Here is a 24,863-nt window from a genome sequence, read left to right on the forward strand (position 1 = left end):
AAATCTGTCTAAAAGAGCAACTAATTACCCCTGATATCTTGTTATAATAGTAATTTAGATTTTTATGACAAAAGTAAAATTGATCAAACAAATTCTTAAAAAAGGCGGAACTAGGCTATTGTATTCAGCTTTGCTGCTTTTTTATGCTTTTAAACGTAAGGATTTACCGGCTTGGGCCAAATCAATTGTGATCGGTGCATTAGGTTATTTGCTCAGTCCAATCGATGCCATACCAGACCTCACTCCAGTGCTGGGATTTACAGACGATCTTGGACTGTTGTCCTATGCACTGGTACTTATCGCTGCATATATCAATGATGATGTCAGAGAAAAAGCCCGTCACAGATTAGAAAAGTTGATAGGACATCACGCTGATAAGCACCTTATTCGTACTGTGGAACATTTTTTATAAGTCCAGCAAGCCGTCCGGCAGATTCATCCTGATCGTTTGAGTCTCCAGATCGAGATCGTAGATCAGATCTTCTACCAGGGGAATGGATATTTTTTTTTCTTTATAAGTGACTACTGCCAGTTCTTGTCCAGGCAGTATTTTCAATTCTTCTATCACTCCAATGATTCCCCAATGATCATCTATAATCGTAAAACCCAGCCACCCGTCCAATTCATCATCATCTTCGTCTTCCTCCAGTTCCGGCAGATCTTTGGTCATCACATAAATTTCCTGAAAAGTGAGTTGTTTGGCAGTCTTTTCATCAATATCTTCCAATAATACTTCCAGGTCCGCGCCATGATCTTTGATTTCTAACACAAAAAATGGAGCCCAGATACCATTGACCCGGATCAAACATTTATCCAGATTTTCACATACGGCATCATACCCATTAAATGATTCGATGATAAGAGCACCTTTATAACCAACGGTTTTAATGACTCTACCGATAGCGGTCAATTGAGATTCAAATTCGTTTTTCACCTAATTATACTTAGTGATGAATTGTTTGAGCAAAAATCCTTTGGTGGCTCGCTGGCCCCAGGGAACATTGTCTGAGCATTGGTTGATGGTATTATTACAATCAAGTACTGTAAGTTCTTTATAAATCAATCCTACCCCTTTGGCATATTTCTCCAAAGAATATCTTTTGGCCAAAATGTCCTCCTCATCTGTCTGTAATATACTGATCACCTGATCAAACTGAAATGAACCGATTTTAGCTGATTCGTCAACGGCTTCTACGAGAAAGGGATCCCAGTTTTGATAAATTTCTATGGATTCGCCTAGCACATTGTAAGTTTGGTCGGTCTGTACGAGTGCCAGGCCATCCCACTGCTGACGGAGGACTATGGGAAATACCATGGGAATAAAATGAACATTGCCTTCATTGCGTATGACTTTGAAGTCTGCAATGCGTGCCGTATAACTGGCTGCAGGCGACCAGGGCTCGGTGGTCAACCTACGATTAGATCTCAAAATAATGTATAGATCACCCACTGTATCGCTTGTGATATTGACGATTTCTTCCCTGACCAGGGTGCGAACCGAATCTAAAAATCTACCTTGTCGAAAAAGGATGGAATCAACAGTGTATTCTTTGTACTTACCTACCTGGAGTGGAAAATAAGCCTTGTCACTCTTTATATCCACCTCTTCTGTCACATTTTTCACACATGAAATCAGGATAATGATGACAAACAGATATAATAGTCTTGCCATTTAGTTCATTAAAAAGGGTTTGCCTGATTGAATGATACCACCACCTATGACATCATCACCTTCAAAGAATACTGCAGATTGGCCGGGTGCAATAGATTTAGCAGCTACATTAAACTTGACCTCTGTGGTGCCATCTGCATTGGTCTTAATAGTACCCCAGGTGCCCGAATCACGATATCTGATCTTGATGATACATTCCATTTCTACCGGCTTATCATATTTCTGCCAATTGGTCCTATAGACTTTCATGTCATTGCTCTGCAAATCTTCTTCTCTACCCAGCACAACAATATTTTTATCCGGGATGATCTCTGTGACAAACATAGGCTCCCCGAAGTGAACACCCAGGCCTTTTCTCTGGCCTATTGTATAGAACGGATACCCTTCGTGGCTGCCCAGTTCTTTGCCCTGGATATCCAGGTATTTGCCACCTTTGAGACTGGCTTCCAATTCTGGCTTGCGCCTTTTTAAAAATCCACGGTAGTCATTGTCAGGGACAAAGCAAATTTCATAACTTTCAGCCTTTTTAGACAATTCGTCATATCCCCTTTCTGAGGCCATATCCCGAACTTCGGGTTTAGTATATTCAGCCAGAGGAAATAAGGTTCTCTCCATGCAAGACTGTGACAGCCCCCAAAGCACATAGGATTGGTCTTTAGAAGTGTCTTCAGCGCGGGATATATACTTGCGACCATCCAGATCTTTGATCCTGGCATAATGGCCTGTAGCAATCGATTGGCAATCAAGCGCATCAGCTCGTTTGAGTAAAGACTCCCATTTGATATGTGTGTTGCATAGCACACAAGGATTGGGGGTACGGCCGGCAAGGTATTCTTCAACAAAATTATCAATCACATAATCTCCAAATTCTTCGCGGATATCTATGATAAAATGATGAAAACCCATTTTGACGGCTACAGCCCGGGCATCGTTGATGGAGTCGAGTGAGCAGCACCCGGTTTCTTTTTTGTTGCCACCACTATTGGCATAGTCCCAGGTCTTCATCGTAATACCTACTACTTCATACCCTTGTTCATGCAGTAGCATGGCAGCTACCGTACTATCGATACCTCCAGACATAGCGACCAAAATGCGACCGTGTTTACTCATAAAGGTGCAAAGGTAAGTGTAAATGCCCTTTTGAGTGATTTCGGCTTAAAATTCTGAGGAATGCTAAATTTGCACTTTGAGAAATTAATCCTGATATTTTAAAAAATTCACTTAATATGGAAACTGTTGTGGTTGCTGGTAACGGTAAAATATTAATACCATTACACTTTCGAAAAAAGTACCATCTGGAAGCAGGCTGCAGCATCCTCTTGATAGAAAGAGATAATGATCTAATCCTTAGGCCTTTAACCGCAAATTATATTAAAAGTCTAAGAGGTATTTTAAAAGGTGGAAATTTAGCGGAAGACTTCAAAGCGAAAAGGAAAGAAGAATTTGGTCTTGAACTAAAAAAAAGCCGGAAGCTCAAAATCCATGCAGAAAAATAACTTAAGAGCAGACATCGTCCTTATCGGTGCGGGTATCATGAGTGGTACCTTAGGGATCTTATTAAAAGAGCTCAATCCACTCTTATCTATTGTTATACTTGAAAAATTAGACGCTGTCGGACTCGAAAGTTCAGATGCCTGGAACAATGCAGGTACTGGCCACTCTGCATTCTGTGAACTCAACTACACTCCGATGTCATCCAACGGCCAGGTGGATATCAGCAAGGCGATAAAAATCGCTACTGCCTTCGAAAGATCCAAAGAGTTCTGGTCCTACCTGGTAGAAAATAAACAAATCATCGATCCGGAAACTTTTATCCAGAAACTGCCACATATGAGTTTTGTGTGGGGTGATGAAAACATCGCTTTTTTAAAACAAAGGCATGAACAACTCACCAACAACGCGCTTTTTTGTGATATGAGTTATTCGGATTCATGGGAGGAGATCTCCCGATGGATGCCGCTCATCATGGACGGTCGTGTTACTCATCAATCTATCGCTGCCACACGAATGGACATTGGAACTGATGTCAATTTCGGCTCTATCACCCGGGCGATGTTTAAATACCTTGGTCAGCTGGACGGGGTCACGATATATACCAACCACCAGGTAGAGGATATATATAAAAATGAAGATCATTGGTATATCGAGTCTGTCGACCTGGCCAATGATAATGAGCGAATAGTGCTTCGCACACTTTATGCTTTCATCGGTGCAGGCGGCGGCACCCTGCCGTTGCTGGAGAAATCCAATATCCTGGAAGCTGAAGGATACGGAGGTTTTCCCATCAGTGGCCAGTGGCTGATCTGTCAAAACCAGAGTATCATTAAGCGACATTGGGCCAAAGTATATGGCAAAGCAGAAGTCGGATCCCCTCCGATGTCAGTACCTCATCTTGACACCCGATTTATCAATGGTCAGCAGGCCCTGTTATTTGGACCTTTTGCAGGATTCTCGACTAAATTCTTAAAACATGGTTCATTTTGGGATCTGACTTCGTCTATCGAACTAGACAATATCAAACCCATGATCTCTGCAGGTCTCCATAATCTACCTTTGACCAAATATTTGATTCATCAGCTCAGCCTCAGTCACGAAGACAGAATCAATGAACTAAAAAAATATATGCCCCTTGCCCGGTCTGAGGAGTGGGAGCTCGGTATCGCCGGTCAGCGGGTACAAGTGATTAAAAGAGACGACGAACAAGGCGGTATGATCGAATTTGGTACCGAGATCGTGTGCAGTCATGATGGTTCAATCGCAGGGCTTTTAGGGGCATCGCCGGGAGCCTCAACCGCACTGAGTATCATGGTGGATGTATTAAAAAAAGGATTTGCAAAGGACATGATCGAAGATAATTGGATAGAGCAAGTGGGCACCTGGATACCATCCTTTCATCAATCAATCCAGGATGACGAAGCGCTGGTGCGTGCCAGCCGCAATCGAACCAGTAGGCTATTGGGATTAGAGTGAGCGGTGAGTAAGTATTTAAGGTGCTTAGGTGTCAGTCCTTTGCCTTCTATCAGGCCGCTGACAACGGATCTTAAAATTTAGCTAAATTCCGTTAGTATGATGACGCTATTTCGGTTTTTGCCTATTATTGATGTGTCACTTATAAGAAGACAATGTTAAACTCTAAACCTTGATGAAACAGTCAATATTAATTATTTTGCTTAGCTCTATATACTTTTAAACAGGATGAAACCAAGACGAAAATTTATCAAACAATTGGGTGCCGCAACATTGGCCACCGGTATATCTAAGATCGCTCAGAGTACCAATTCAATGCCTTCCAAGGAAGCTGAAAAAATTCAAGTCGGACTCGTAGGATGCAGAGGCATGGGTTGGGCTGATCTGAGTTCAATGCTCAAGAACGAAGGTGTTCAATGCGCGGCCCTCTGTGATGTAGACGAAAACATCTTAAATAAAAGAGCTGATGAAATCCATCAGAAAACAGGTAAAAGACCTTTGTTATTTGCAGATTACCGAAAGTTATTGGCGCTGCCAGAGATTCAAGCGGTCATAATAGGTACTCCGGATCACTGGCATTGCCTCATCATGACCGAAGCCTGCAAAGCCGGCAAAGATGTCTATGTCGAAAAACCCATCGCAAACAGCATCTATGAAGCCAATCTGATGGTAGCCGCTGCTCATAAATATCAACGTGTCGTCCAGGTCGGTCAATGGCAAAGATCAGATCTTCATTGGATATCTGCTCTGGACTATCTCAGCACAGGCAAGTTGGGTAAAATACGCCAGGTAAAAGCATGGGCTGATGTCAATTACGGTAGAGGATTTGATATCAAACCCGATACAGATGCTCCAAAAGGGGTGGACTATGATATGTGGCTCGGACCGGCACCGAAGAGAAAGTTTAATGAAAATCGTTTTCATGGCAGTTTCAGATATTTTTGGGATTATGCGGGCGGCCTGATGACCGACTGGGGAGTACATATGCTGGACATGGTTTTGGGAGGAATGAATGTATCCGATCCGATATCCGTAGCGGCTATAGGTGGCAAGATGGCCTTCCCTTTGGATGCCTCTGAGACCCCTGACACGCTTACAACTGTCTATGATTTTGGGAACTTCTCGTTGGTGTGGGAGCAATTTATGGCTATGGGTACCAGCCCATACTTTGAGGACCAGGGATTGCCGGGAGTAGCTTTTATCGGCGAAAATGGTATCCTTGCCATCAATAGAGAACGGTGGAAGGTAATCCCTCAAATCGAAAATGGTAAATATCTGACAGAAGCTGTACCAGAATCCCGTAGTACTGCCAGTGGCCTTGATGCCCATACCCGCAATTTTGTGGACTGTATTCAATCAAGAAAACCGACCAATTGTACTATTGAAATGGGACGAAATGCGGCATTGGTAGCCCACCTGGGCAATATAGCCTACAGGACTGGGGAGAAGTTGACCTGGCATGCTGACAGTCAGACATTGCTCAATGAAAAAGGCAGTAAATTGATAAAACCTTCTTACAGAGCACCTTGGACCTTGCCTGTAGGCTAGTACCAGAGCTATCTTACGAACTATCAGAACTTTAAGAAGCCAAAATAAATTAATCAATCAAGATTCGTAAGGCTCGATATGGATTAATATATGACCCAAAGAAGGAATTTCTTTTCTCAGAGTGTCTTTGAGCTTATGGGAAATATCGTGGCCTTCTTTTACAGAGATAGTAGCGGCTACCTTGGCATGTAAGTCGACATGGTATTCCATGCCTGCCTTACGGATAAAACATTTCTCTGTATTCTTAATACCTTCGACCTGAAGCGAAACATGCCGGATTTGATCGATCAATTCATCGTACAAATTTTCATCCATGATCTCACTCAAAGCAGGCCTGAATATTAGATAGCTGTTGTAATAAATAAATCCTGCAGCAAAAAGTGCAGCCCAATCATCGGCCGATTCATATCCTTTGCCCAAAATTAAAGCTATTGTAATCCCGATAAATGCAGCAACCGAGGTGATGGCATCACTGCGATGATGCCAGGCATCTGCCTTTAATGCAGAGGAGTTAGTTTCATCTCCTTTGCGCATCACTAACCTAAAGGAAAACTCTTTCCAGACTATTAATATTGCGAGGACGATCAATGTCCAGGCCTTAGGCAGTTCATGTGGCGTCCTTATATTTTTTACACTTTGATATGCTATGACCGTGGCAGATACAATTAAAAATCCCACCACCAGAAATGTCACCAGGGGCTCTGCCCTACCATGGCCGTATGGGTGATTTTTATCAGCAGGTCTATTGGCATATTTTAATCCAAACAATACCAAGGCAGATGAAAAAATATCAGTGGCAGACTCCATAGCATCAGCAATCAAGGCATAAGAATTGCCAAAAAATCCTGCTACACCTTTTATGGCTGCTAAAAGGAAATTGCCTACAATACTGAAATAGGTCGTATTGATGGCAGTTTGTTTGTTGGACATTATAAAATATTCAGATTAAACATAACAAAATTAGTGTTTAGGATAAATTGTTTTTTAAATAATCAACTTTTCACAAGTACTAAATATGACGCTTCCCTACATCTACCCAAATATTCACAGCGTCTATGACCATGCAAAAAATAAAAAAGTACTGCATGTGGATAAAATGATTGTATTCAATACTCTAAAAGATTCAACTAGCCTGGTGATTTCAAAATTATACTAATAGATATCCACCATTATACCCATTTATTAGCTTAAATTTGAAGTCATTCATTTTAAAAAATATCCAATGAAATTATTTGCAAGTATACTGATTTTCATATGTGCCCTTTCTCAAACCAACGCTCAGGAAGTAGGTATCATCATGGGCACTGCTCGTGGGTATATGCAGGATGGCGTAGAAAATGCGTTGATCAAACTCAAAGATATGGGCATCAAATATCTGGAAGGAGCAGGTGCCCGGGGTATGAACCGTACAGAGTATAAAAGATTGTTAGATAAATATGGTTTCAAAGTAATAGCATCCGGAGTAAACTTTGACAAACTTGAAAATGCAGACAGTGTCAAAGCCATCATCGAAAATTTAAAATTTTATGGTGCTCAGTATGCAGTCTGTTATTGGATACCGCACAATGGAGATGATTTTACCTTCGCTGACCTGGAGAAAGGAATAGCCGTCTTCAATAAAGCTGGTAAGCAGCTGTCGGAGTCTGGTATATCTTTACTGTATCACGCACACGGCTATGAATTCAGACCATATAACGGCCCTGGAACCATGTATGATTATTTTATGGAAAAAACGGACCCCAGGTATGTCAACATAGAGATGGATGTATTTTGGATGAGAAATCCCGGGCAAGACCCAGCCTCACTCATGCGAAAATACCCTAACCGTATCCCCGTCACCCATTTAAAAGACAGGATGATTGGTTCGGTAGATAACCTCAATGGCAGACAAGACAAAGAACGCAATGTCGTGTTAGGTCAAGGTGATGTCAATATCGCTGAAGTGATGAAAGCTTCCAAAGAGATCGGCGTAAAATATCACTTCATTGAAGACGAATCTTCCAGAGCTGCTGTGCAATTGCCAATGCATCTGGCCTATTTAAGATCTCTGGATGCTGATGTAAAAGCAGTAGAATTGTCCGTCAAGTATTTGGTCAAAGCGATGATCGATGCAGACTCTCTGGCCTTACGCAATCTGACCAGTGCGGAACTCACCTATGGCCATTCCAATGGTAAAGTCGAAGGTCGCGAATCTTTTATCAGTGACCTGGTAACCAAAAAAATAGATATGGTATCACTGGATATCAAGGATCAGGATGTCACCGTCAAAGGCGATGTCGCCTGGGTGCGTCATATCATGAGTGGCGAATTGGTTAACAACGGAACACCAGGAAGTATAAATCTAAAAATGTTATTGGTGTGGGCCAGGGAAAATGGAGTTTGGAAGTTATTGGCCAGACAAGCTGTAAAAGCATAATTCGATTGGGTATATCTGACATTGAAAAGAGACCTGATTCTCCAATAAGGATCGCATCTTAATATATACCAATCTATTTGAACATTTCCTCGTAATGAGGTGATGGCTCAAATATTCCTGCGCTCTCCTCATAAAATGTTTTATCCGTGATATAGACGCCGTTCTGTGTTTTAATCCATGAGGAGGAGGCTTTGGGGTGATAAGTCATCATCGTGGCCCAATTTTCATAATATTGATGGCCATTGGTTTCTTGCAGACCTATACTCAAATTAGGAAATGGAGCTAACCTGGCAGCAATGTTTTTATTCCAATCTACCAGGATAGGATTGACAGTAAGGTCCGCACAAAAGCAGGGGATGTTTTTTTCGTGAGCCAGCTGGGTTATTTTCATCGTCATACTCAAAGTTTTAGCGATCGCTTTTACTGCAATGGCGCCATACCCTTGCTCTATCCTTTTAGCAGCATCCTCTACTGTGTGGGCGCTTTCATCCGCAGCTATGGTGACGCCCATGTCACCTACAAACATTTCATTTCTTTCTCCAAATGGTTCTTCTACAGCAGCTATTTGATCAAATGCCCCAATTTTCCGAGCATGATCCAAAAATCTGGAAAGCGTATCCTTTTCGTCATACCGTTCATTGGCATCAAAATAATAAGGTATTTTTCCATTCCTGGTATAGGGGGTTTCGTAATGTCCAATGGCTTTATGAACAGCCGAAAGAAATGCGATATCTTTTTCAATCATTTCTTTTTGTGTGCCGGAGGAGCCGGTTTTGAGCTTCATGATAAAATATCCCTGGTCCGCAGCTGCCTTGATCTTTTGAGGATCCGTGCCGACGCTAAAGGAGGGCATGCTACCTACCTTGGTATGGCGATACGAAAGTCCTGGTTGATAGGCTACAGGTATCATCTCATCAAATTGGTGGAGATTATTTTCTGCTGCATATAATAACCAGGCTGCATTGTCTACACACACTAAAGCGTTCAACGCAAAAGTTTTTCTTAGGTTAGGGTTGCGGGTGATTTTTTTTCCATATTCAAATACTTCAGGCAAAAGGTCATCCAATAATTGGAGGGGCGAAGAAAAAGAATTTCCTTTCATGGCCTGGAGTGCCCGTTCGCTCATAGCATACATCAACGCATTGCCTCCTGCCACGGAGTGCGCTGCGAATACAGTGGAATCTGACCATAAGGTACCTTGTCCGCCGATACCCACTTTGTGAATACCAGATTCAGATTCCAGATAGGCGGCCACCTGCCAGCCTTCCGTGATCACACTCCCTTTAAAGCGATATGGGTGCATCGGTTCTCGCTCAAAATTGCTATTTACATTCCTGATCCGGATGGTAGACAATTGACTTTTCATTGGACTTGTTTTATTGAAACCATTTGCGGCATTAGTAACGCCAATAGCAGACATTGCTACCAGTTTTCCGGCATGATCTATAAAATCTCTGCGTTTCATTTTTTTAGTTTTATGCTCGATGCAATTTTTATTTTTTCAACAATTCAAAGCCATCCTTAGTCCACAAAATTATTTAAAGTATACCAGGCTTCAGAAGACCATAGTGCATGGCCAGTCTCACTATTTAAATCAGCCGGTAATCGCAGGTAAATCACATGTTCTTTTTTCATGCCTTTGATATCCAATAATAACCTGGTTCTATCCCCGGAGATATCCAGGTGAGTAATTTTCAAATTCTCCAAATCCATTTTAGGACCGCCGTAATTGGCTGTTGGCAAATACCACCATTGTTGGATCAAAAAGTCTTCAGCATGGACTTTAGTATTCTCTTTGATTGGCTCCGTCAATTCAATTTCAAACCCATTTTCCTTGAGGCGAACAGCCAGCATTTCAAAAGTCTTTTTGCCATTGTACTGCATCCTCTGGAGTCCATATTGTTTTTCCTGCCAGCTCCAGCCTCCTACCATACCTACTCCACCGATGTACAAGGCACCATCCGGCCCCCATCGTAGCCTATTGACTCCTGCCTCTAATCCTTGAGAAAAACGAAATACAGCCCCCTGGTACTGGCCTTTTATTTTTTCGATAAAATCTCTCTTAATGCCGCCATGCGTCACATCTCCATGGAGCATCTGTCCTTTGTATGGTCCCTCATGAATCAATACCGGTTCGGATGGTGAATTACCTATTTCATTTTCAGGCAGCCATATCACAGGAGTAGCAACCGGCGTAGTACTGGGCAATGAATCAGGGAGACCCCAACGCATACCATGATAATCTCCTTTTTTGACATGGATTAGTTTATTTCCTGGTTCCCATTCGCCTTGATTGTCTGTTACAAATATTTCATTGTCCACTCCCAGGCCAATACCGTTGGGTGTGCGCAATCCAAAATTGACCCATTCAAAACTTCCATCTTTGGCAATCTTAATCGTCCTGCCACGATCCGGCTTTTGTTTTTCATAAGACATAAGGCGCATGGCCATAGACAGTGTCACATAAAAAAAACCGTCTTTGTACACCAGGCCAAAAGCAAATTCGTGAAAGTCGGCCGTTACCCCCCAACCATTGCAAATGGTCTTGTACACATCGATGATGCCGTCACCATCCGTGTCTATGAGCTTTGTGAGTTCTTGTTTTTGAAGCACATATACTTCTCCGTCTACTACTTCGATGCCCAGCGGTTCAGCCAAACCGGAGGCGATTCGTGTCACCTTGATTTTATTGGTATCACCGGTCTCTACTCCATCGAGCATATACACGGCACCCATGGCATCCCAGGTAGTCACTAGAAGCCGGCCATCCGGCATAAATGCCAAACCACCTACCCTAGGTTTAAACTGAGCCGGGTGAATCGTGCTTACAGTATAACTTGGATGGATGCCTTCAAGGGATGCACCAAAGCCTGGTCTCAATTTTTCTTCTACAACCGCACTTTTTGTGCCTGATCCTTCTTTCTTCTGAATATCCGTATCCAGCTTTAATGCCAGAATATAAGCTACCATCTCTTTTAATTCTTTTTCTGCCAGCTGTGGGTGAGCATTCATCACTGTTGTACCCCATGTACCGGAGCCACCTTGTTTTACTTTGAGCGATAGTCGTTCAATCACTGATTTTTCATTAGGGTATTGATTTGCGATTTGTTGAAAGGATGGACCTACAGTCTTGATATCGTATTCGTGACAGGTCATACAATCGCTTTTTTCCATCCAATAACGACCCCGGTGATCATACTCAGCTTGTTCGATCGGTGGCACCTGAGGAGGCAAAGCCTCATAAAAATTTAGCACCGTTGTTGAAGCATTTGATTTTAAATGAATGTCACCGTCTACCCCATGAAATACAATACTGACACCCGGTGGAACTCCAGTAGTTTTAAATATTCTTTGCAGACCAACATTGCCGTTTTCTTTGAAGACAACTTCCGGCTGCTCTGAAATCATGATGGTATCGTCAGTAGATAGGCCTATTTGGTAGTCCAGTGTAATTCGATTTTGATCAAAATGATAACCTTTGCTGACCACCTGAGAAGAAATTTGTTTACCCGGCCACGTAACTGACCATTCAGCGAGGTGAAGGCTATCATTAAAATACGCCCGGCCCCAGGAGGTAGGCTGGACATTTTTTTTATCTGTATAGGCAGCTCCTTCGAGGGTAACACCGCCTTTCCAGGCTTTATAAATCGTGCATCGGGCAAGATCGTAGGCTACAAAACAATCATCATCCATCGCCAAGGTAAGCATCCGTGGATTTTTATCTAATACTGACCTGAAAGCCCAGGGATCCATAGCTCTGGTTGGCAAATGTGGGACATTGGATTTACAGGCGATCAATATTGAAAAGAACAATACTAATACAATGAGCTTAACCGCCGCTATATGAAAAGAATGATAAATAAATACTTTTTTCATAATGATGGAATCCTGATTACCTCAAAACTGGATCCAGCTAATTTTAATGTCATTGATCCGTCATGCAGTAAAATGTCTTTTTCATCCGGGACTATTGTGTCTGAGTCTTTAATAGTATTGAATGACTGCAAATCTTTGTTGTGTAATGAAATTAATCTTCCGGTTTTTTGACCTACCATTCCTTGCAATTTGATTTCTACATTCACATCTTGTGTCTGCACATTTACTATTTTCACAATCACTATATGTTGATCTTCATCTACAGAAGCAGTACCATACAAGCCATGCTGCCCCGTCATGTTTTGCCCATTACTTTTTATAGATAGGGTCTTGGTACCAGTGTTGGTTGCATACATTTTTTGGACATAATAATTGGCTGTCCCAAAGGCAGTCAAATTGTCGAACCAAATGAGATCCGGGGTCCACTGCCAGCGATTGACATGTGCGAACAAAGGGGCATAGGAGGACATGTAGACTACATCTGCATTGCGTTCAAGTCCCGTCATGAAGGCAGCTTCGGCTAAAGCACATTCCCAGGTATTACGATTATCAGGACTCACTGTAGCTACACTTTGGGCCGCATACTCACCTGCAAAAATTTTGTATCGGGCACGATCATAATTATCATAGCGTCCGGCATTATCCAAAAACCATTGTGGGTTTTTATAATAATGCTCGTCAACAATCTCCGGTTTCAGTTTAGTCAATTCTTTTTCCGCCGATTCGAATAATTCCCCTTCAGCAAATGGTCCGGTGCCTGATATAATATTCATGTCAGGGTAACTCGATTTTATGGCTTTTGCAAACTGCGCATACCGTTCGAAATATTCCTGACCCCATTGCTCATTCCCTACACCAATAAACTTCATATTAAATGGATTTGGGTGCCCCATAGCCGATCTGATACTACCCCACTTACTGGATATATCACCATTGGCAAACTCAATCAAATCAAGCGCATCCTGAATATATGGGTCTAATTCGTCCATCGGCACAGTCTCACTTGAATTAAACTGGCATGCCAATCCACAAGAAATAATTGGGACCGGTTCGGCACCTATATCCTCTGCCAATTGGAAATATTCAAAAAATCCCAAACCGAAGGACTGAAAATAATCCGGTGCGGGTCTGTGTTTAAACTCCATATTCCAACGATTGATCATCAGCTTCCTATCTTCTACATTTCCAAGCGTTTTTTTCCACTGATAGCGTTCGTCCAGGGTGCGTCCTTCAACAATACAACCACCCGGAAATCGCATGAACCCCGGTTTCATATCAGCCAATAACTGCACCAAATCTTTCCTCAAACCACCTTTTCTGCCCTTCCAGGTGTCTTGAGGAAAGACAGAAATATGATCGATATCCAACTGACCCTGGCCTAGGAAATATACATTCAATCGAGCATGCTCCTCCGTTGAATTGGATTTAATGGTGCCTTCCCATTTTTTCCAAATCGATTCATTTGGCTCCAATTCTACACTTCCCAATATGTGGCCGGAAGTATCTACCAGGTCGGCTTTGACCCTTACATTACCTGTATTGTTTCTAGCCCAAAAAGAAAAATCATAGGAATCGTTTTGTTTGATACCCATGCCGTCAAAGCCTTCATTTTGAAAACCAAAATCGGCACTGGTATCTCGTTTGTCTATCCTAACGTAGCGGGTATTGTTGGGATGGTTTTGTGCATTGCTCATAATAGTGAGTTCATTGATGGTATTGAACCTAGTCTCAGGATTTGGCAAATGACGCCAACCCATCCAGGGATATTCAAATTCAAAGGACCGGTTTTTAACCAACTCTGCATACAAACCACCATCTGCCCCTGAATTGATGTCTTCAAAAAAAATACCAAACATGGTTGGCTGGATTGGGACCAGAGGTGCCTTGGCATCAATGTCGATAGTTATTGTTTGAGTTGGATTGTCATTTTGTAGAACTCCGCAGGACCAAACAAGACCTGTACTTAATACCATCCATCTAGTCCAGGATTTTATTTTCATATACAATTTTTAAATTAAGGATTTCTAAGAGCTATAAAACTAAAGAATTTGTATTACTTCAATTTGGGTAAATACACTTCACAAGATTAACCTTTATACTGACATCAAAAGTTCTGAGTATTACCTACATTCTCACGACACACATAATCATAGTGAAATTTATACTTTTCCTTTTCATGGCACTGGCTATCCTATTGTCTTTAATTTTAAAGCTGATATACTTTTTTGTCATCTGGATATATTAATTTCACAGAATGTTTCTGCATCAAGGCCAATTAAGATGCTGGTGCAAAAATTTAAAAGTCCCATCATTTCGCATGGAATGTCCTCCGTTAAAGAACTCTATTGAAGTCCTATCTCCAAGATTAAACTGGTCATATACATATTTTACCTTGCCATATTCATACGCCACCCACTCATCCGGCTGCACCAAATCATCATGTCCACGTTCGACCATAAAAGGGCGCGGAAAAATAAGGTAAGCCATCTCAGTATAGCTGAAGGTATTGCCCATATTAAAATAAGGCATTTCCCACTCCAGGGTATTCATAAAGCTCGCTTTGTAGTGTGTATCTGCCACCTTTCGCGTCCAGTCACCAAAATCACCAGAACATATGGATAAACAATAGCCTTCCAACACAGATGGCACACGCATCGCTGTTTCACCACCATAACTCAGTCCATAGAATGCAATACGGGATTTATCAACAAAAGGCAGTGAGGCGAGCCACCGTAGCGTTTGATCATGTTGGGATATTATAAAGGAGAATAAGGTTTTCCTGATGGTATTTGCTTTTCTGTCAAGCCACCTGTACCTGTCTTCGCCCCGATATGGATTTTGTGGTACATATACGATGAAACCCTGATCAGCCAATTTAGCTGCTACATCATTATAATATGTATTGTTCCCTTCGACGAGTTCCTGAGGCAGGCCATTGCGTCCATGTTGACAGACTACTACCGGTCGTTGTTCACCCGCCATCAGATCTTTTGGTATCAGGAGTATACCGGCAGCCATCAAATGGGGATATACCTCCAACACTACTTCGTATCCGGACCACCGTTCTTTATCATAAATTTTCCGGGTCTGAGGGTTTGGGGGCAGCAGTTTATCCTCAAATTTTCCGATGATGTCTTCCTGAAAATATTTTCGATAAGCAATAGTTTCTTTAACAAAGTGATCCGGCGAATAATAGGGATGATATGCTTTTGAACTCCAGGTTCTTTTTTCAAACTCCGGCATCACCTTGTACAGGAAAAATCTGTTACGTTCTTGATCTGAATCACGAACCAGCCCTTGGATATGATCTTCGAGTTCTTTTACCTGACGGATCTGCCGACCTTTAGGATCAAATGTTTTTCGTTTATCTATAGGTAAATTTTTAGAAATTTTAATGAATGGTGCTTGTACCAGAAGCTGAGTGAATTGGTTTAAGGCCGCTGTTGATCCATATCGAACTGCTTGATGATCCGGACCGCTCAGGAGATAACATGGTTGGAAGCCTGGCTTTGTCAAAGCAGGGATGCGATGATACTCCGAATCGACTGAAGCGTAAGATGGTGTACTTAATCTTCCTTTATATCCAGTAAATGGCGAACCACCTATGACACCTGGCGTTTCAGTGGTCTTTAAGACTTCATCGACGATATCTGGCACTATACTATGCTCTATGACCAAGGAGCGTGGAGCGATTAAAGAAGCAATTTCGGCATCTCCAAATTCTGAAAGTAATCCGAACACATTGCGATAGATAGGCTCATCCCAAACTTGTTGTCTGGAATTAAAATAGCCGCTGACCAAAGTTGCATCTATCCTTGTATCGGTCGCTCCGGAATAAAAGGCAATGAGGCCACCTTCATTATATCCAGCAACCCCAATCTTTAGGTCTTTATATTTTGATTGCTTGAACCAATCTATAGCTGATATGACCTTATCTACCTCATACCCAATGATATGCTTTCCCATATGAAATGCCTGTCTGTATATCCATTCACGATGCGTTTGCTGCTGCGTTTTACCGGCAAACAACAATGATCTGCTTATAAGTACCGGAATCAGCACCTGGTAACCATTTTCTGCGAAATGCCTGGCAAATTGTGATTCAGCAACTATGCCCGGGGCAAGTCCTGCTAGTTGCTCCGGCGTGTTATCTGCATCTGGGATAGCTATGATGTTTGCCAAAGGCCTGGACTTGGGTTCAAGCAGCAGACCTTCGCCATAGACATCATTTAATACAGTCCACCTGACTTGATATACTTTGTATTTTGCCGTTTCTGCTACGATCAATGCATCCTCGTTGACAGCAATTCGTTGCATCAATATCTTCTGGTTTTCAGCTTCAGGCCCCATGGAATAATTGTGTGGCGGTTTGGTTTTATCTTGCACCCCAATACAACTCATAAAGCGTTGCCGGTTTGACTCGATTGATTTTTCATAAGCAGAAAAAGAGGACAAATCACGATGCCACATTTTAGCACGATCGTGTACTGAATTGAAAATTTTTTCTTCGATAAATCGATGTGCTCCATCCAGCATTTTTACAGATAGATCACCTTCGAGGGTCAGTCGTTGGGTACCGGGAAGCACTTCTTCCATGTATTTATATGGAAAATGTACATCCAGTTGTATACCGTTAGGTTGTCCTTGTGTCATCAGGAAGCTTCTAAAAACGAATATCCCAATCACGAAGCATTTAATTTTCATTCAACCTTTTTTTATTATAGTCTTTAAAAATACGAAAAGACTATCTCACAGCAGCCAAATACTCATCATGGCATGTTTAAAAAATTGTATAAAAACAACACCATTTACCCCAATCCTAACAGGAGGTCAATCCATGCCGATGCAATTTGTCATCCAGCAATCGCAATTGAAATTAAAGGTCAGTGACTGCACATTTCAAAATAATTATTCCAAACCAACGAATTATATTTACAACCCAACTCAAAATCCATCTATGAAAAAATTTATGCTTATCTCCCTTGGCCTGCTCACCTGGTTTACTGAATTAAAGGCCCAAGATTCTAAATCCTTCCAGGGGTATTTCAATTACACCTATTCTCATAAAGACGGAAAAATCAGTCTGGAAGTAAAAGAACTGGACAAAGAGTTTCTTTATGTCACCAGTCTATCTTCCGGGGTAGGATCCAATGATATCGGACTGGATAGAGGTCAGTTAGGCAGAGAACGCATCGTTAAATTTGTACGGGCTGCCAACAAACTTTTACTCATTCAGCCCAATTATGACTATAGGGCGATCTCTACCAACGATGCTGAGAAAAAATCTGTCGAAGAAGCTTTTGCCCAATCCGTTCTTTGGGGTTTTACCATAGACAAAGAAGAAAACGGAATATTGACCATAGACTTGACTCCGCTTCTAATGCAAGATGTGCACGATGTAAGTGGCCGTTTAGAATCCACCCAGCAAGGCTCTTATCGGCTCGATCCATCCCGGAGTGCCATCGCCATGGAGCGCACTAAAAATTTCCCCAAAAACTCTGAATTTGATGTAATGCTCACCTTCACCGGCAAGCCTGCCGGAAGTTATATCAGGAGCGTAGTGCCGAGCCCGGAGGCAGTGACCGTGCATGAGCATCACTCCTTTGTAGAGTTGCCTGACCATGGATATAAAACCAGGAAATTTGATCCGAGAACAGGGTTTTTCAATATATCCTATTTCGATTACGCAACACCCATCTCTGAGCCAATCAATAAAATGCTTACAGTAAGGCATCGTCTGGCTAAAAAAGATCCTGGTGCACCAAGCAGCGAAGCTATTGAACCCATCATTTATTACCTGGATCCCGGGTGTCCGGAACCGATCAAATCAGCGTTGATGGAAGGAGCTGCCTGGTGGAATCAAGCCTTTGAAGACGCCGGATATATCAATGCCTTCCAGGTAAAGGTATTGCCAGAAGATGTCGATCCATTAGATGTGCGATACAATGTCATCCAATGGGTGCATCGAAGTACACGGGGTTGGTCGTATGGAAGTACTGTGACCGACCCACGAACCGGAGAAATCATCAAAGGACATGTATCACTTGGTTCATTGAGGGTAAGACAGGACTATTTGATTGCGCAGGGCATGGCTTCGCCATTTGAGGATGATGATCTGAATACAGCACCAATGACGGACCTTGCGCTTGCCCGCCTAAGGCAACTCGCTGCACACGAAGTAGGTCATACTTTGGGCCTGTCTCATAACTATGCATCCAGCTATAATGATCGCGCCTCGGTGATGGACTATCCTCATCCGGTGATTGACTTTAAAGACGGGAAGGTTGATTTTTCTAACGCGTATGATATTGGTATTGGTGCATGGGATAAAAGAGCCATCCTGTGGGGATATCAGGATTTTCCTGCCGGTACTGATGAAAACCCGCAACTCATTCGCATCATGCAAGAGACCATTGATCAAGGATGGAAATATCTCTCAGACCAGGATGGCAGGCCCGCAGGGAGCGCTCACGCTTATACACACCTATGGGACAATGGCAGCAACGCTGTCGACGAACTAAATCGAATGATGAAAGTGAGAATACAAGCTTTAAACCAATTTGGTGTAAACACTATCAGGACGGGCGAGCCCATGGCAATCCTCGAAAATCTTTTGGTACCCTTATACCTCAGTCATCGCTACCAGGTGGAAGCTGTGTCCAAATGGATCGGAGGTGTAGATTACAATTATGCTTTGAAAGGGGATGGTCAGACAACTAATATGATGTTGACTGCGGACAAACAAGCCTCGGCATTAAACAGCATATTGCAAAGTATCAGCCCGGCGGAACTGGCATTGCCAGAACGCATCATTCAATTGATTCCTCCACAGCCCCTGGGATACAGTCGGGATCGGGAAAACTTTGAATCCAATACCGGACTTACTTTTGACCCCCTATCTGCTGCGGAGGCTATGACCACCTACACCCTGGGATTTTTACTAAACAGTGAGCGGCTCATGCGGATCGTAGAACAAAATGCCCGGGATGCCAGCCATTTGAGTTTGCTGAGTTACCTTCAGACGATTCATATTAAAATCGGCGGTTACGTGGCTGTGAATGGTCTGCAGCAGGAAATAAAATTGAATACTGAAAGGGTGTACATCCAAAAAGTATTGTCATTATTGGCAGATACAAATCTCCCTTCATCCGTAATCGCCCCTACGGGTAAATTTATTTCAGCCCTTGAAGCTCAGGTAAATAGCAGCAGTTCGATTCAAGGCACTTATATTTTGTCGCTGATAAAAAAATTCAAAGCTGATCCTTCGAGTTTTATTATACCCTCATCAGTTAAAATGCCGGATGGGTCGCCGATCGGGTGTTGGAGTGAAAATTAATTTAAAAAGCAGTTTGTATTATCACCCTTTTTGGGGAAACAATACATCAATCAGGCTGTCCAGTGCACGTAGTGGATTTTTCTTAATGCCAGTCTCTTCTTGTTTGAGCATTTTAAAGAAATATTCTGTTGCCGCTGTAGCGAGAAATTCGGTATTATCAATGTTTAATTTCGGCCCACCTGACTTCTTTATCTCGTTTTCAATTTTATTCTAGAGCTTTTTACCACCAGATAGTTTAAAGGCCGCTTTTGCCACCGGTTTTACGGCATTCACCATTTTGCTTTTATTGGAATTGTAAAAGATATCAGTGATGGATACAGATTGTGCAGTGGTGACAGTGACCAGGCTTTGAGGGTCAATCTCTGTCAGTTGATCTACCATGGCCAGGAGAGAGTTATTTAAGGCATTGATGGCAGCTTGTTCAATAGAAGACTTAAAATTTTGCAAAAGGTTTGCTTTGCCACGGCTGATTAAAACTTCCTTTTTTTGTTGTAATAAGTCAGGTAGATTGACCCAGGAGGCGTCAGGTCCGGAGGTAAGGATCTGATCTTTGGTCCGGTTGGCGAGCCCCTTCATGGTCTCCAGGAGGGCATTACCCATGATACTTTTATTACCATTGGTACGGCTGTCTTCGATGATTTTGTGTTTGGCTTCGCTAAAGATGGTACCAAATAAAACCAACAGCTGCTTTTCGCCGGCAGTGAGGCTATCCTGAGCATAAATACCCGACCCTGTCATGCCTAAAATAACAAAAAGTAATAATAATTTTTTCATATCATTAATATTGACTACTATTTTATATACGTAGGAATCATTGATAAGACACATCACTCAAAATAAATAACCCAACTGATACATCTTCTCCGATACCTTTGTAATCACTAAAATGGATCATTCATCGGCATTTAACCTACAAGATCAACCCGTACTTCTTTTTGACGGCACTTGTGTATTGTGCGATGCCTTTTTTCAATGGATTCTCAAAAGAGATACTAAAAAAGTGTTTTCGTTCGCCACTTTACAATCAACCTTTGGTCAAAAGATCATCGCTTCATATCCTCTGGCCGCTGATATAGACTCCGTCATTTTGTGGGATGGCCACCAGGTCTATATCTTCTCTGATGCAGCACTGAAAGTAATGGTACATCTTGGAGGAGGGGCCAGGTGGCTGGGTAAGTTTGGATTGCTTTTCCCAAGATTCATTCGGGACAGTGTGTATCGATTTATCGCAAAGAATCGGTATAGTTGGTTTGGTGAGAAAGCTTGCCTCATACCAGACCAAGCACTAAAAAACAGATTTAGAGAAGTATAATCATCAGGACTACTACTTGCCTAATTTTATAAATGGTCAGCTAACACCTTCTATCCTGATCACATAAGCATATTTGCTTTTTATGACATTAGGATCAAAGACAGGCAAGCTGACTTCAACATCAGGTCCAGAATTTTTATACTTCAGTACCTGACCACTCTCCACCATGATCACTTTATTTTTATTCAGGTTTAGACCTTTGATTACAATCTTGCCGGTAGAATTCCATTTAGGCAGAATGACATATAAATTAGAATCTTTGGTAGTAAAAAATAATTCCTTTACAGCGTAACCCGGATCCGGATCAATGGTTTGTTTTAAAATAAAATCTCCGCCCAGATAAGCCAGCTTATGTTCTTTTTTGTACGTATCGCCATCACTTTGTTTGCCGGCCGACCATTGCGCTGAGTTTTTCCATTTTCTGGTTCCATAAATGGCTTCGCCATTGATTTTGAGCCAATCACCAATATCTAATAAACGTTCTTGCATCACAGGAGGGATCTTGCCCTGGCCGTCCGGGCCTATATCCAATAACAAATTGCCCCCATGACTGACTATATCGATCAACATATGGACCAACGAAACAGAAGAATTATAATCGGCAATATCCTCATTGCTATTATATCCAAATGAAAAACCGATGCCCCTACATTCTTCCCAGGGCCTGGACAAAGCCTCTACCCCATCATATTCGGTGGAAATAAAATTTCCGACATAGGGCCCTCCTTTTTTAATATCAGAACCCCATCGCCCATTTACCACAACCGTATTTTTTACAGGGCTGTCATTGAACAGCCAAGCTAAGAATTCTTTGCTCTTCCACACCTCTGAAGGATGGTCCCATGATCCATCAGTCCAGAAAGACCAGGGTTGGTATTTGTCGATCAGTTCATGCATTTGAGGTAACATATGATTTTCGACAAAATCTTTTTTATCTGGTTTGAGATACAATGGATTGTACCATTCATACATAGAATAATAAAGGCCAAATTTTACGGAGGTCTTATCGACTTCAGCTTTTAAATCTCCAATAAGATCTCTTTTAGCACCCGTGGTATAACTATTCCAGGGAAACCCCCAGGTTCGGTCAGCTTCCTTGGAAGGCCATAAACAAAATCCGTCATGGTGTTTGGAGGTCAGTACGATATACTTAGCTCCGGCATTTTCAAAAAGCTTAGCCCAATATTTCGGATCGAAGTCCGAAGCCTTAAATTCATCACCAAAATTGTAATAACTGTAATGAGGGCCATAGACTTCTTCATGATGTTGCCAGATTTCTTTTGCACCAGGTGCTACATTGCCACCTGTTTTTTTATTCAACAGCCAGCGCTGGTACCACTCAGAGTAACTGCCTTTGGGTGACCATGCAGGTACCGAATAAGGCCCCCAATGTATAAAAATTCCAAATTTGGCATCCTCAAACCAGGACGGTATCGGCCTTGAGTCAAGTGATTGAAAAGTTGGATCATACCTGGTCTGAGCATTGATCGAAATCATTAATGTCAAAAAGAGCATACATACAAGCAGTCGTGTTTTCATAATATTTGAATAATTAATAAGATGAAAATATATAAAAAGGACTGTTTACTTCAATTTATTCTGCTTAAGTCCATTTTCTCAAAAATCAAATCCAAGATTCAAAACCACATTGCGACCAATATCTCTTATTCCTAAGGGACGCAACAGTGACAGATGGTCATTGTAATAAGTATTGGTCAAGTTATTGCAGGTAAGAATACATTTTAAAGATTTCAATCTGGCACTCAGCGAAATAGAATGAAGCCAGTAGGAAGGCGACCTCAATTCTGCTGCTGCGACCTGATTTTTAGGGGCAGTATAAACAGAATGAAAGGCCAGGTTAATATTTTGAATTTTGCCTATTGAATGTGGCATCAAGAGATGGACATTGCCTCTAAATTTATTAGCCGGTATCAAAGGGAGCCACGAGCCATCATCTTTTTTGGCCACGAGATAAGAATAATCCATCCCAAGATTTATCACCTTTCCCGAGCTCCACTCCATTCCGGCATCAAATCCTTTTAACCTGGCATCCGATTGCAAATATTTATACACTGGAAATGACTCAATCAAATCCCCGGAAGGAGCAATGAAAATAAAATTCTTATACCTGTTATTGAAGATCGTCCCTATCACTTTAAACCGCTGGAAGGTATAATTGAGGGAAAATTCTTCATTTATAGCAAATTCACTTTTAAGTCCCGGATCGCCTAAATCCCAGCGAGCGGTGCCTTCATGGCGTCCATCTGAAAACATTTCTGCAAGATTAGGCTGTCGGAATCCAGTAGCAAGATTGATATTGATTTTGAACTGATCGATTAGGTAACTCGCCCCGCAGGAGTAGTTAAACACGCCCCTTCTGATTCGATCATCCTGCAAAGGAAGATTAGGAAAATCATCTCTGCCGGTCTTAGGCGTTAAGGTCCGTAAATCGTAGCGACCCCCTGCTTCAATCAGCATTTGTTGAGTTTGACCTATATGAATCTTTTTAGTGAGCGTAGTAAAAAGCCCTGCTTCAAAAGTATTGGCATTAGGCACAATAATGCGAGATCCAAAGTTTTGATTGAGTTGAAAAATTATGGATTGTCCCACCACCCAATGTAGATTAGGATTAATTTTTTTTTCGAGTATATTATTAACATTAAGTGTATTCAAAGTAAGGCCCAATTCAGTTTCTTTTTCCCCTTCTAATTCTTCTCTGATATTCGATTGCCAACCAAGCTGACTAGTCCACGAAGTAGTCTGATTGATAGTATAAATGTTTTTATCGCTAAATATCAGGCTTAATACCTTGTAATGTTCATCTTCAAACTCCCTGCTAAACCTGGATTCGCTTAAAATTTCTCTGATTTCTGAAGAATCCTTAATAAATCCAAACTGCCCAAATGAAGCGTATACCTTTTGGTCTGTTTTCCATTTTCCATGAGTAAGTTGATGACCAAGCTTTAAATTATACATGGCAAACCTGGTATTGGCAGCTTGATGGCCATGACCGTCTGCATAATCTGCATGATTTTCGACACTTATATTGGCCGCCCAAGAGCTGCCCCCGGGATTTTTTTTATTTAAGGTGTAGTCGAGTCCAAAGCCAAGTGTATTAGAAAATGATTTTAAATTTAAATGGCTACTCTTTCGATCCGGAGTATCTGAATCCAGTGAATCAATCATATCCTCAACTATATTGATCACCCCACCAATCGCTTCTGGTCCATACCGAAGTGCAGCAGGTCCTTTGATGATCTCTATTTTTTTTATACCTGCCGTAGAAAGTCCAAGGCCTTGTTCGTCTTCCCATTTTTGATCTTCCAATCTTAAGCCTCCCAGGATGACCTGTACTCTATTGCCGGACAGTCCCCTCATGACCGGTCTGGATATAAAGCCGGTATTAATCTGGCTTATGCCTTGAAGCCTGTTCAATGCATCCACCAGAGTCAGCACCCCCATTTCATCTAAATCTTTGGAAGAAATACTGAGGACAGGTCTAACTCCCTGACTTTTATCTAAATCCTGATGATCGATTATGATATTGGGCAGGAGTACTTTTGGCATAGAATCCAATGCCTGTCCATTACCAATATTGATAGCAAAAAGTAAAATAAAAATAGGATTAGCTATGTTTTTCATACAAATATGTATTAATTCAATGGTCCAATATATTGGGCTTGTTCGAGCCCACCTATTTCATCATGTTATTAAATTTTTAAATAATGAAATCGGA

Annotated in this window: 18 protein-coding genes; 7 read left to right on the forward strand and 11 right to left on the reverse strand. The window is 41.8% G+C overall.

Annotated elements, in window-relative coordinates; translation table 11 throughout:
- Positions 1-64: 64 nt before the first annotated feature.
- Complete coding sequence (locus IPJ09_06780; GenBank protein ID MBK7371133.1) at positions 65-412, forward strand: DUF1232 domain-containing protein; 348 nt, start codon at positions 65-67, stop codon at positions 410-412.
- Here the strand turns inward: IPJ09_06780 and IPJ09_06785 are convergent.
- From IPJ09_06785 to mnmA, 3 genes are read right to left on the reverse strand one after another with little or no spacing between them, the layout of a single operon-like run.
- Positions 407-934, reverse strand: a complete 528-nt coding sequence (locus IPJ09_06785) for a hypothetical protein (protein MBK7371134.1) — start codon at positions 932-934, stop codon at positions 407-409. The two genes, IPJ09_06780 and IPJ09_06785, sit on opposite strands and share 6 nt — an antisense overlap.
- Positions 935-1,672 carry a hypothetical protein gene (locus IPJ09_06790; protein ID MBK7371135.1) on the reverse strand — a complete coding sequence of 246 codons (738 nt, stop codon included), beginning with the start codon at positions 1,670-1,672 and terminating at the stop codon, positions 935-937.
- On the reverse strand, positions 1,673-2,782 hold the full coding sequence (mnmA, locus tag IPJ09_06795; protein MBK7371136.1) for a tRNA 2-thiouridine(34) synthase MnmA: 1,110 nt from the start codon (positions 2,780-2,782) through the stop codon (positions 1,673-1,675). It lies immediately after the preceding gene.
- 116 nt (positions 2,783-2,898) lie between these two features.
- Between mnmA and IPJ09_06800 the strand changes: the two genes are divergently transcribed.
- From IPJ09_06800 to IPJ09_06810, 3 genes are all read left to right on the forward strand, one after another.
- Positions 2,899-3,168, forward strand: coding sequence for a hypothetical protein (locus IPJ09_06800; GenBank protein ID MBK7371137.1), 270 nt, complete (start codon positions 2,899-2,901; stop codon positions 3,166-3,168).
- Entirely contained in the window at positions 3,155-4,642 is a 1,488-nt protein-coding gene (gene mqo / locus IPJ09_06805) for a malate dehydrogenase (quinone) (protein ID MBK7371138.1), read from the forward strand. Before IPJ09_06800 ends, mqo begins: the two co-directional genes overlap by 14 nt.
- Before the next feature lie 225 nt (positions 4,643-4,867).
- Entirely contained in the window at positions 4,868-6,187 is a 1,320-nt protein-coding gene (locus IPJ09_06810) for a Gfo/Idh/MocA family oxidoreductase (GenBank protein ID MBK7371139.1), read from the forward strand.
- A gap of 57 nt (positions 6,188-6,244) precedes the next feature.
- On the opposite strand, the gene IPJ09_06815 is transcribed toward IPJ09_06810, so the two are convergent.
- The gene (locus IPJ09_06815; protein ID MBK7371140.1) at positions 6,245-7,117 is read right to left on the reverse strand and encodes a cation transporter; all 873 of its coding nucleotides are present in this window, start codon (positions 7,115-7,117) and stop codon (positions 6,245-6,247) included.
- 292 nt (positions 7,118-7,409) lie between these two features.
- Between IPJ09_06815 and IPJ09_06820 the strand changes: the two genes are divergently transcribed.
- Positions 7,410-8,603 carry a TIM barrel protein gene (locus IPJ09_06820; GenBank protein MBK7371141.1) on the forward strand — a complete coding sequence of 398 codons (1,194 nt, stop codon included), beginning with the start codon at positions 7,410-7,412 and terminating at the stop codon, positions 8,601-8,603.
- 73 nt (positions 8,604-8,676) lie between these two features.
- Here the strand turns inward: IPJ09_06820 and IPJ09_06825 are convergent, their stop codons facing one another.
- The 4 genes from IPJ09_06825 to IPJ09_06840 all read right to left on the reverse strand — a co-directional run bounded on the left by IPJ09_06825 (position 8,677) and on the right by IPJ09_06840 (position 17,183).
- Positions 8,677-10,068 carry an L-alanine-DL-glutamate epimerase gene (locus tag IPJ09_06825; protein MBK7371142.1) on the reverse strand — a complete coding sequence of 464 codons (1,392 nt, stop codon included), beginning with the start codon at positions 10,066-10,068 and terminating at the stop codon, positions 8,677-8,679.
- Positions 10,069-10,124: 56 nt separating this feature from the next.
- Positions 10,125-12,479 (reverse strand): c-type cytochrome, encoded by a 2,355-nt coding sequence (locus tag IPJ09_06830; GenBank protein MBK7371143.1) that lies wholly within the window; start codon positions 12,477-12,479, stop codon positions 10,125-10,127.
- Positions 12,476-14,452, reverse strand: a complete 1,977-nt coding sequence (locus IPJ09_06835) for a carbohydrate binding domain-containing protein (GenBank protein MBK7371144.1) — start codon at positions 14,450-14,452, stop codon at positions 12,476-12,478. Before IPJ09_06835 ends, IPJ09_06830 begins: the two co-directional genes overlap by 4 nt.
- A gap of 292 nt (positions 14,453-14,744) precedes the next feature.
- Positions 14,745-17,183: a dienelactone hydrolase family protein gene (locus IPJ09_06840; GenBank protein ID MBK7371145.1), complete on the reverse strand. Its 2,439-nt coding sequence runs from the start codon at positions 17,181-17,183 to the stop codon at positions 14,745-14,747.
- A gap of 253 nt (positions 17,184-17,436) precedes the next feature.
- On the opposite strand from IPJ09_06840, the gene IPJ09_06845 reads away from it, so the two are divergent.
- Positions 17,437-19,815, forward strand: a complete 2,379-nt coding sequence (locus IPJ09_06845; GenBank protein MBK7371146.1) for a zinc-dependent metalloprotease — start codon at positions 17,437-17,439, stop codon at positions 19,813-19,815.
- A gap of 210 nt (positions 19,816-20,025) precedes the next feature.
- Here IPJ09_06845 and IPJ09_06850 read toward each other — a convergent pair whose 3' ends face one another.
- Positions 20,026-20,589: a DUF4197 family protein gene (locus IPJ09_06850; GenBank protein MBK7371147.1), complete on the reverse strand. Its 564-nt coding sequence runs from the start codon at positions 20,587-20,589 to the stop codon at positions 20,026-20,028.
- A gap of 112 nt (positions 20,590-20,701) precedes the next feature.
- Between IPJ09_06850 and IPJ09_06855 the strand changes: the two genes are divergently transcribed.
- Positions 20,702-21,127 (forward strand): DUF393 domain-containing protein, encoded by a 426-nt coding sequence (locus IPJ09_06855; GenBank protein MBK7371148.1) that lies wholly within the window; start codon positions 20,702-20,704, stop codon positions 21,125-21,127.
- Positions 21,128-21,163: 36 nt separating this feature from the next.
- On the opposite strand, the gene IPJ09_06860 is transcribed toward IPJ09_06855, so the two are convergent.
- A complete protein-coding gene (locus IPJ09_06860) occupies positions 21,164-22,666 on the reverse strand; it encodes an alpha-L-fucosidase (GenBank protein MBK7371149.1) in 1,503 nt (500 codons plus the stop codon).
- 78 nt (positions 22,667-22,744) lie between these two features.
- Positions 22,745-24,769, reverse strand: coding sequence for a TonB-dependent receptor (locus tag IPJ09_06865; GenBank protein MBK7371150.1), 2,025 nt, complete (start codon positions 24,767-24,769; stop codon positions 22,745-22,747).
- Between the last annotated feature and the right edge of the window lie 94 nt (positions 24,770-24,863).

The sequence above is a fragment of the Saprospiraceae bacterium genome (genome assembly GCA_016709995.1).
In the GTDB taxonomy this organism is placed as follows: Bacteria; Bacteroidota; Bacteroidia; order Chitinophagales; family Saprospiraceae; genus JADJLQ01.

What these genes read in the sequence shown, in the direction of transcription:
- IPJ09_06780 (MBK7371133.1), top strand. Translation starts at nt 65, where the DNA reads ATGACAAAAGTAAAATTGATCAAACAAATTCTTAAAAAAGGCGGAACT.
- IPJ09_06790 (MBK7371135.1), bottom strand. Translation starts at nt 1,672, where the DNA reads ATGGCAAGACTATTATATCTGTTTGTCATCATTATCCTGATTTCATGT.
- mnmA (MBK7371136.1), bottom strand. Translation starts at nt 2,782, where the DNA reads ATGAGTAAACACGGTCGCATTTTGGTCGCTATGTCTGGAGGTATCGAT.
- IPJ09_06800 (MBK7371137.1), top strand. Translation starts at nt 2,899, where the DNA reads ATGGAAACTGTTGTGGTTGCTGGTAACGGTAAAATATTAATACCATTA.
- mqo (MBK7371138.1), top strand. Translation starts at nt 3,155, where the DNA reads ATGCAGAAAAATAACTTAAGAGCAGACATCGTCCTTATCGGTGCGGGT.
- IPJ09_06810 (MBK7371139.1), top strand. Translation starts at nt 4,868, where the DNA reads ATGAAACCAAGACGAAAATTTATCAAACAATTGGGTGCCGCAACATTG.
- IPJ09_06815 (MBK7371140.1), bottom strand. Translation starts at nt 7,117, where the DNA reads ATGTCCAACAAACAAACTGCCATCAATACGACCTATTTCAGTATTGTA.
- IPJ09_06820 (MBK7371141.1), top strand. Translation starts at nt 7,410, where the DNA reads ATGAAATTATTTGCAAGTATACTGATTTTCATATGTGCCCTTTCTCAA.
- IPJ09_06825 (MBK7371142.1), bottom strand. Translation starts at nt 10,068, where the DNA reads ATGAAACGCAGAGATTTTATAGATCATGCCGGAAAACTGGTAGCAATG.
- IPJ09_06830 (MBK7371143.1), bottom strand. Translation starts at nt 12,479, where the DNA reads ATGAAAAAAGTATTTATTTATCATTCTTTTCATATAGCGGCGGTTAAG.
- IPJ09_06835 (MBK7371144.1), bottom strand. Translation starts at nt 14,452, where the DNA reads ATGGTATTAAGTACAGGTCTTGTTTGGTCCTGCGGAGTTCTACAAAAT.
- IPJ09_06840 (MBK7371145.1), bottom strand. Translation starts at nt 17,183, where the DNA reads ATGAAAATTAAATGCTTCGTGATTGGGATATTCGTTTTTAGAAGCTTC.
- IPJ09_06845 (MBK7371146.1), top strand. Translation starts at nt 17,437, where the DNA reads ATGAAAAAATTTATGCTTATCTCCCTTGGCCTGCTCACCTGGTTTACT.
- IPJ09_06850 (MBK7371147.1), bottom strand. Translation starts at nt 20,589, where the DNA reads ATGAAAAAATTATTATTACTTTTTGTTATTTTAGGCATGACAGGGTCG.
- IPJ09_06855 (MBK7371148.1), top strand. Translation starts at nt 20,702, where the DNA reads ATGGATCATTCATCGGCATTTAACCTACAAGATCAACCCGTACTTCTT.
- IPJ09_06860 (MBK7371149.1), bottom strand. Translation starts at nt 22,666, where the DNA reads ATGAAAACACGACTGCTTGTATGTATGCTCTTTTTGACATTAATGATT.
- IPJ09_06865 (MBK7371150.1), bottom strand. Translation starts at nt 24,769, where the DNA reads ATGAAAAACATAGCTAATCCTATTTTTATTTTACTTTTTGCTATCAAT.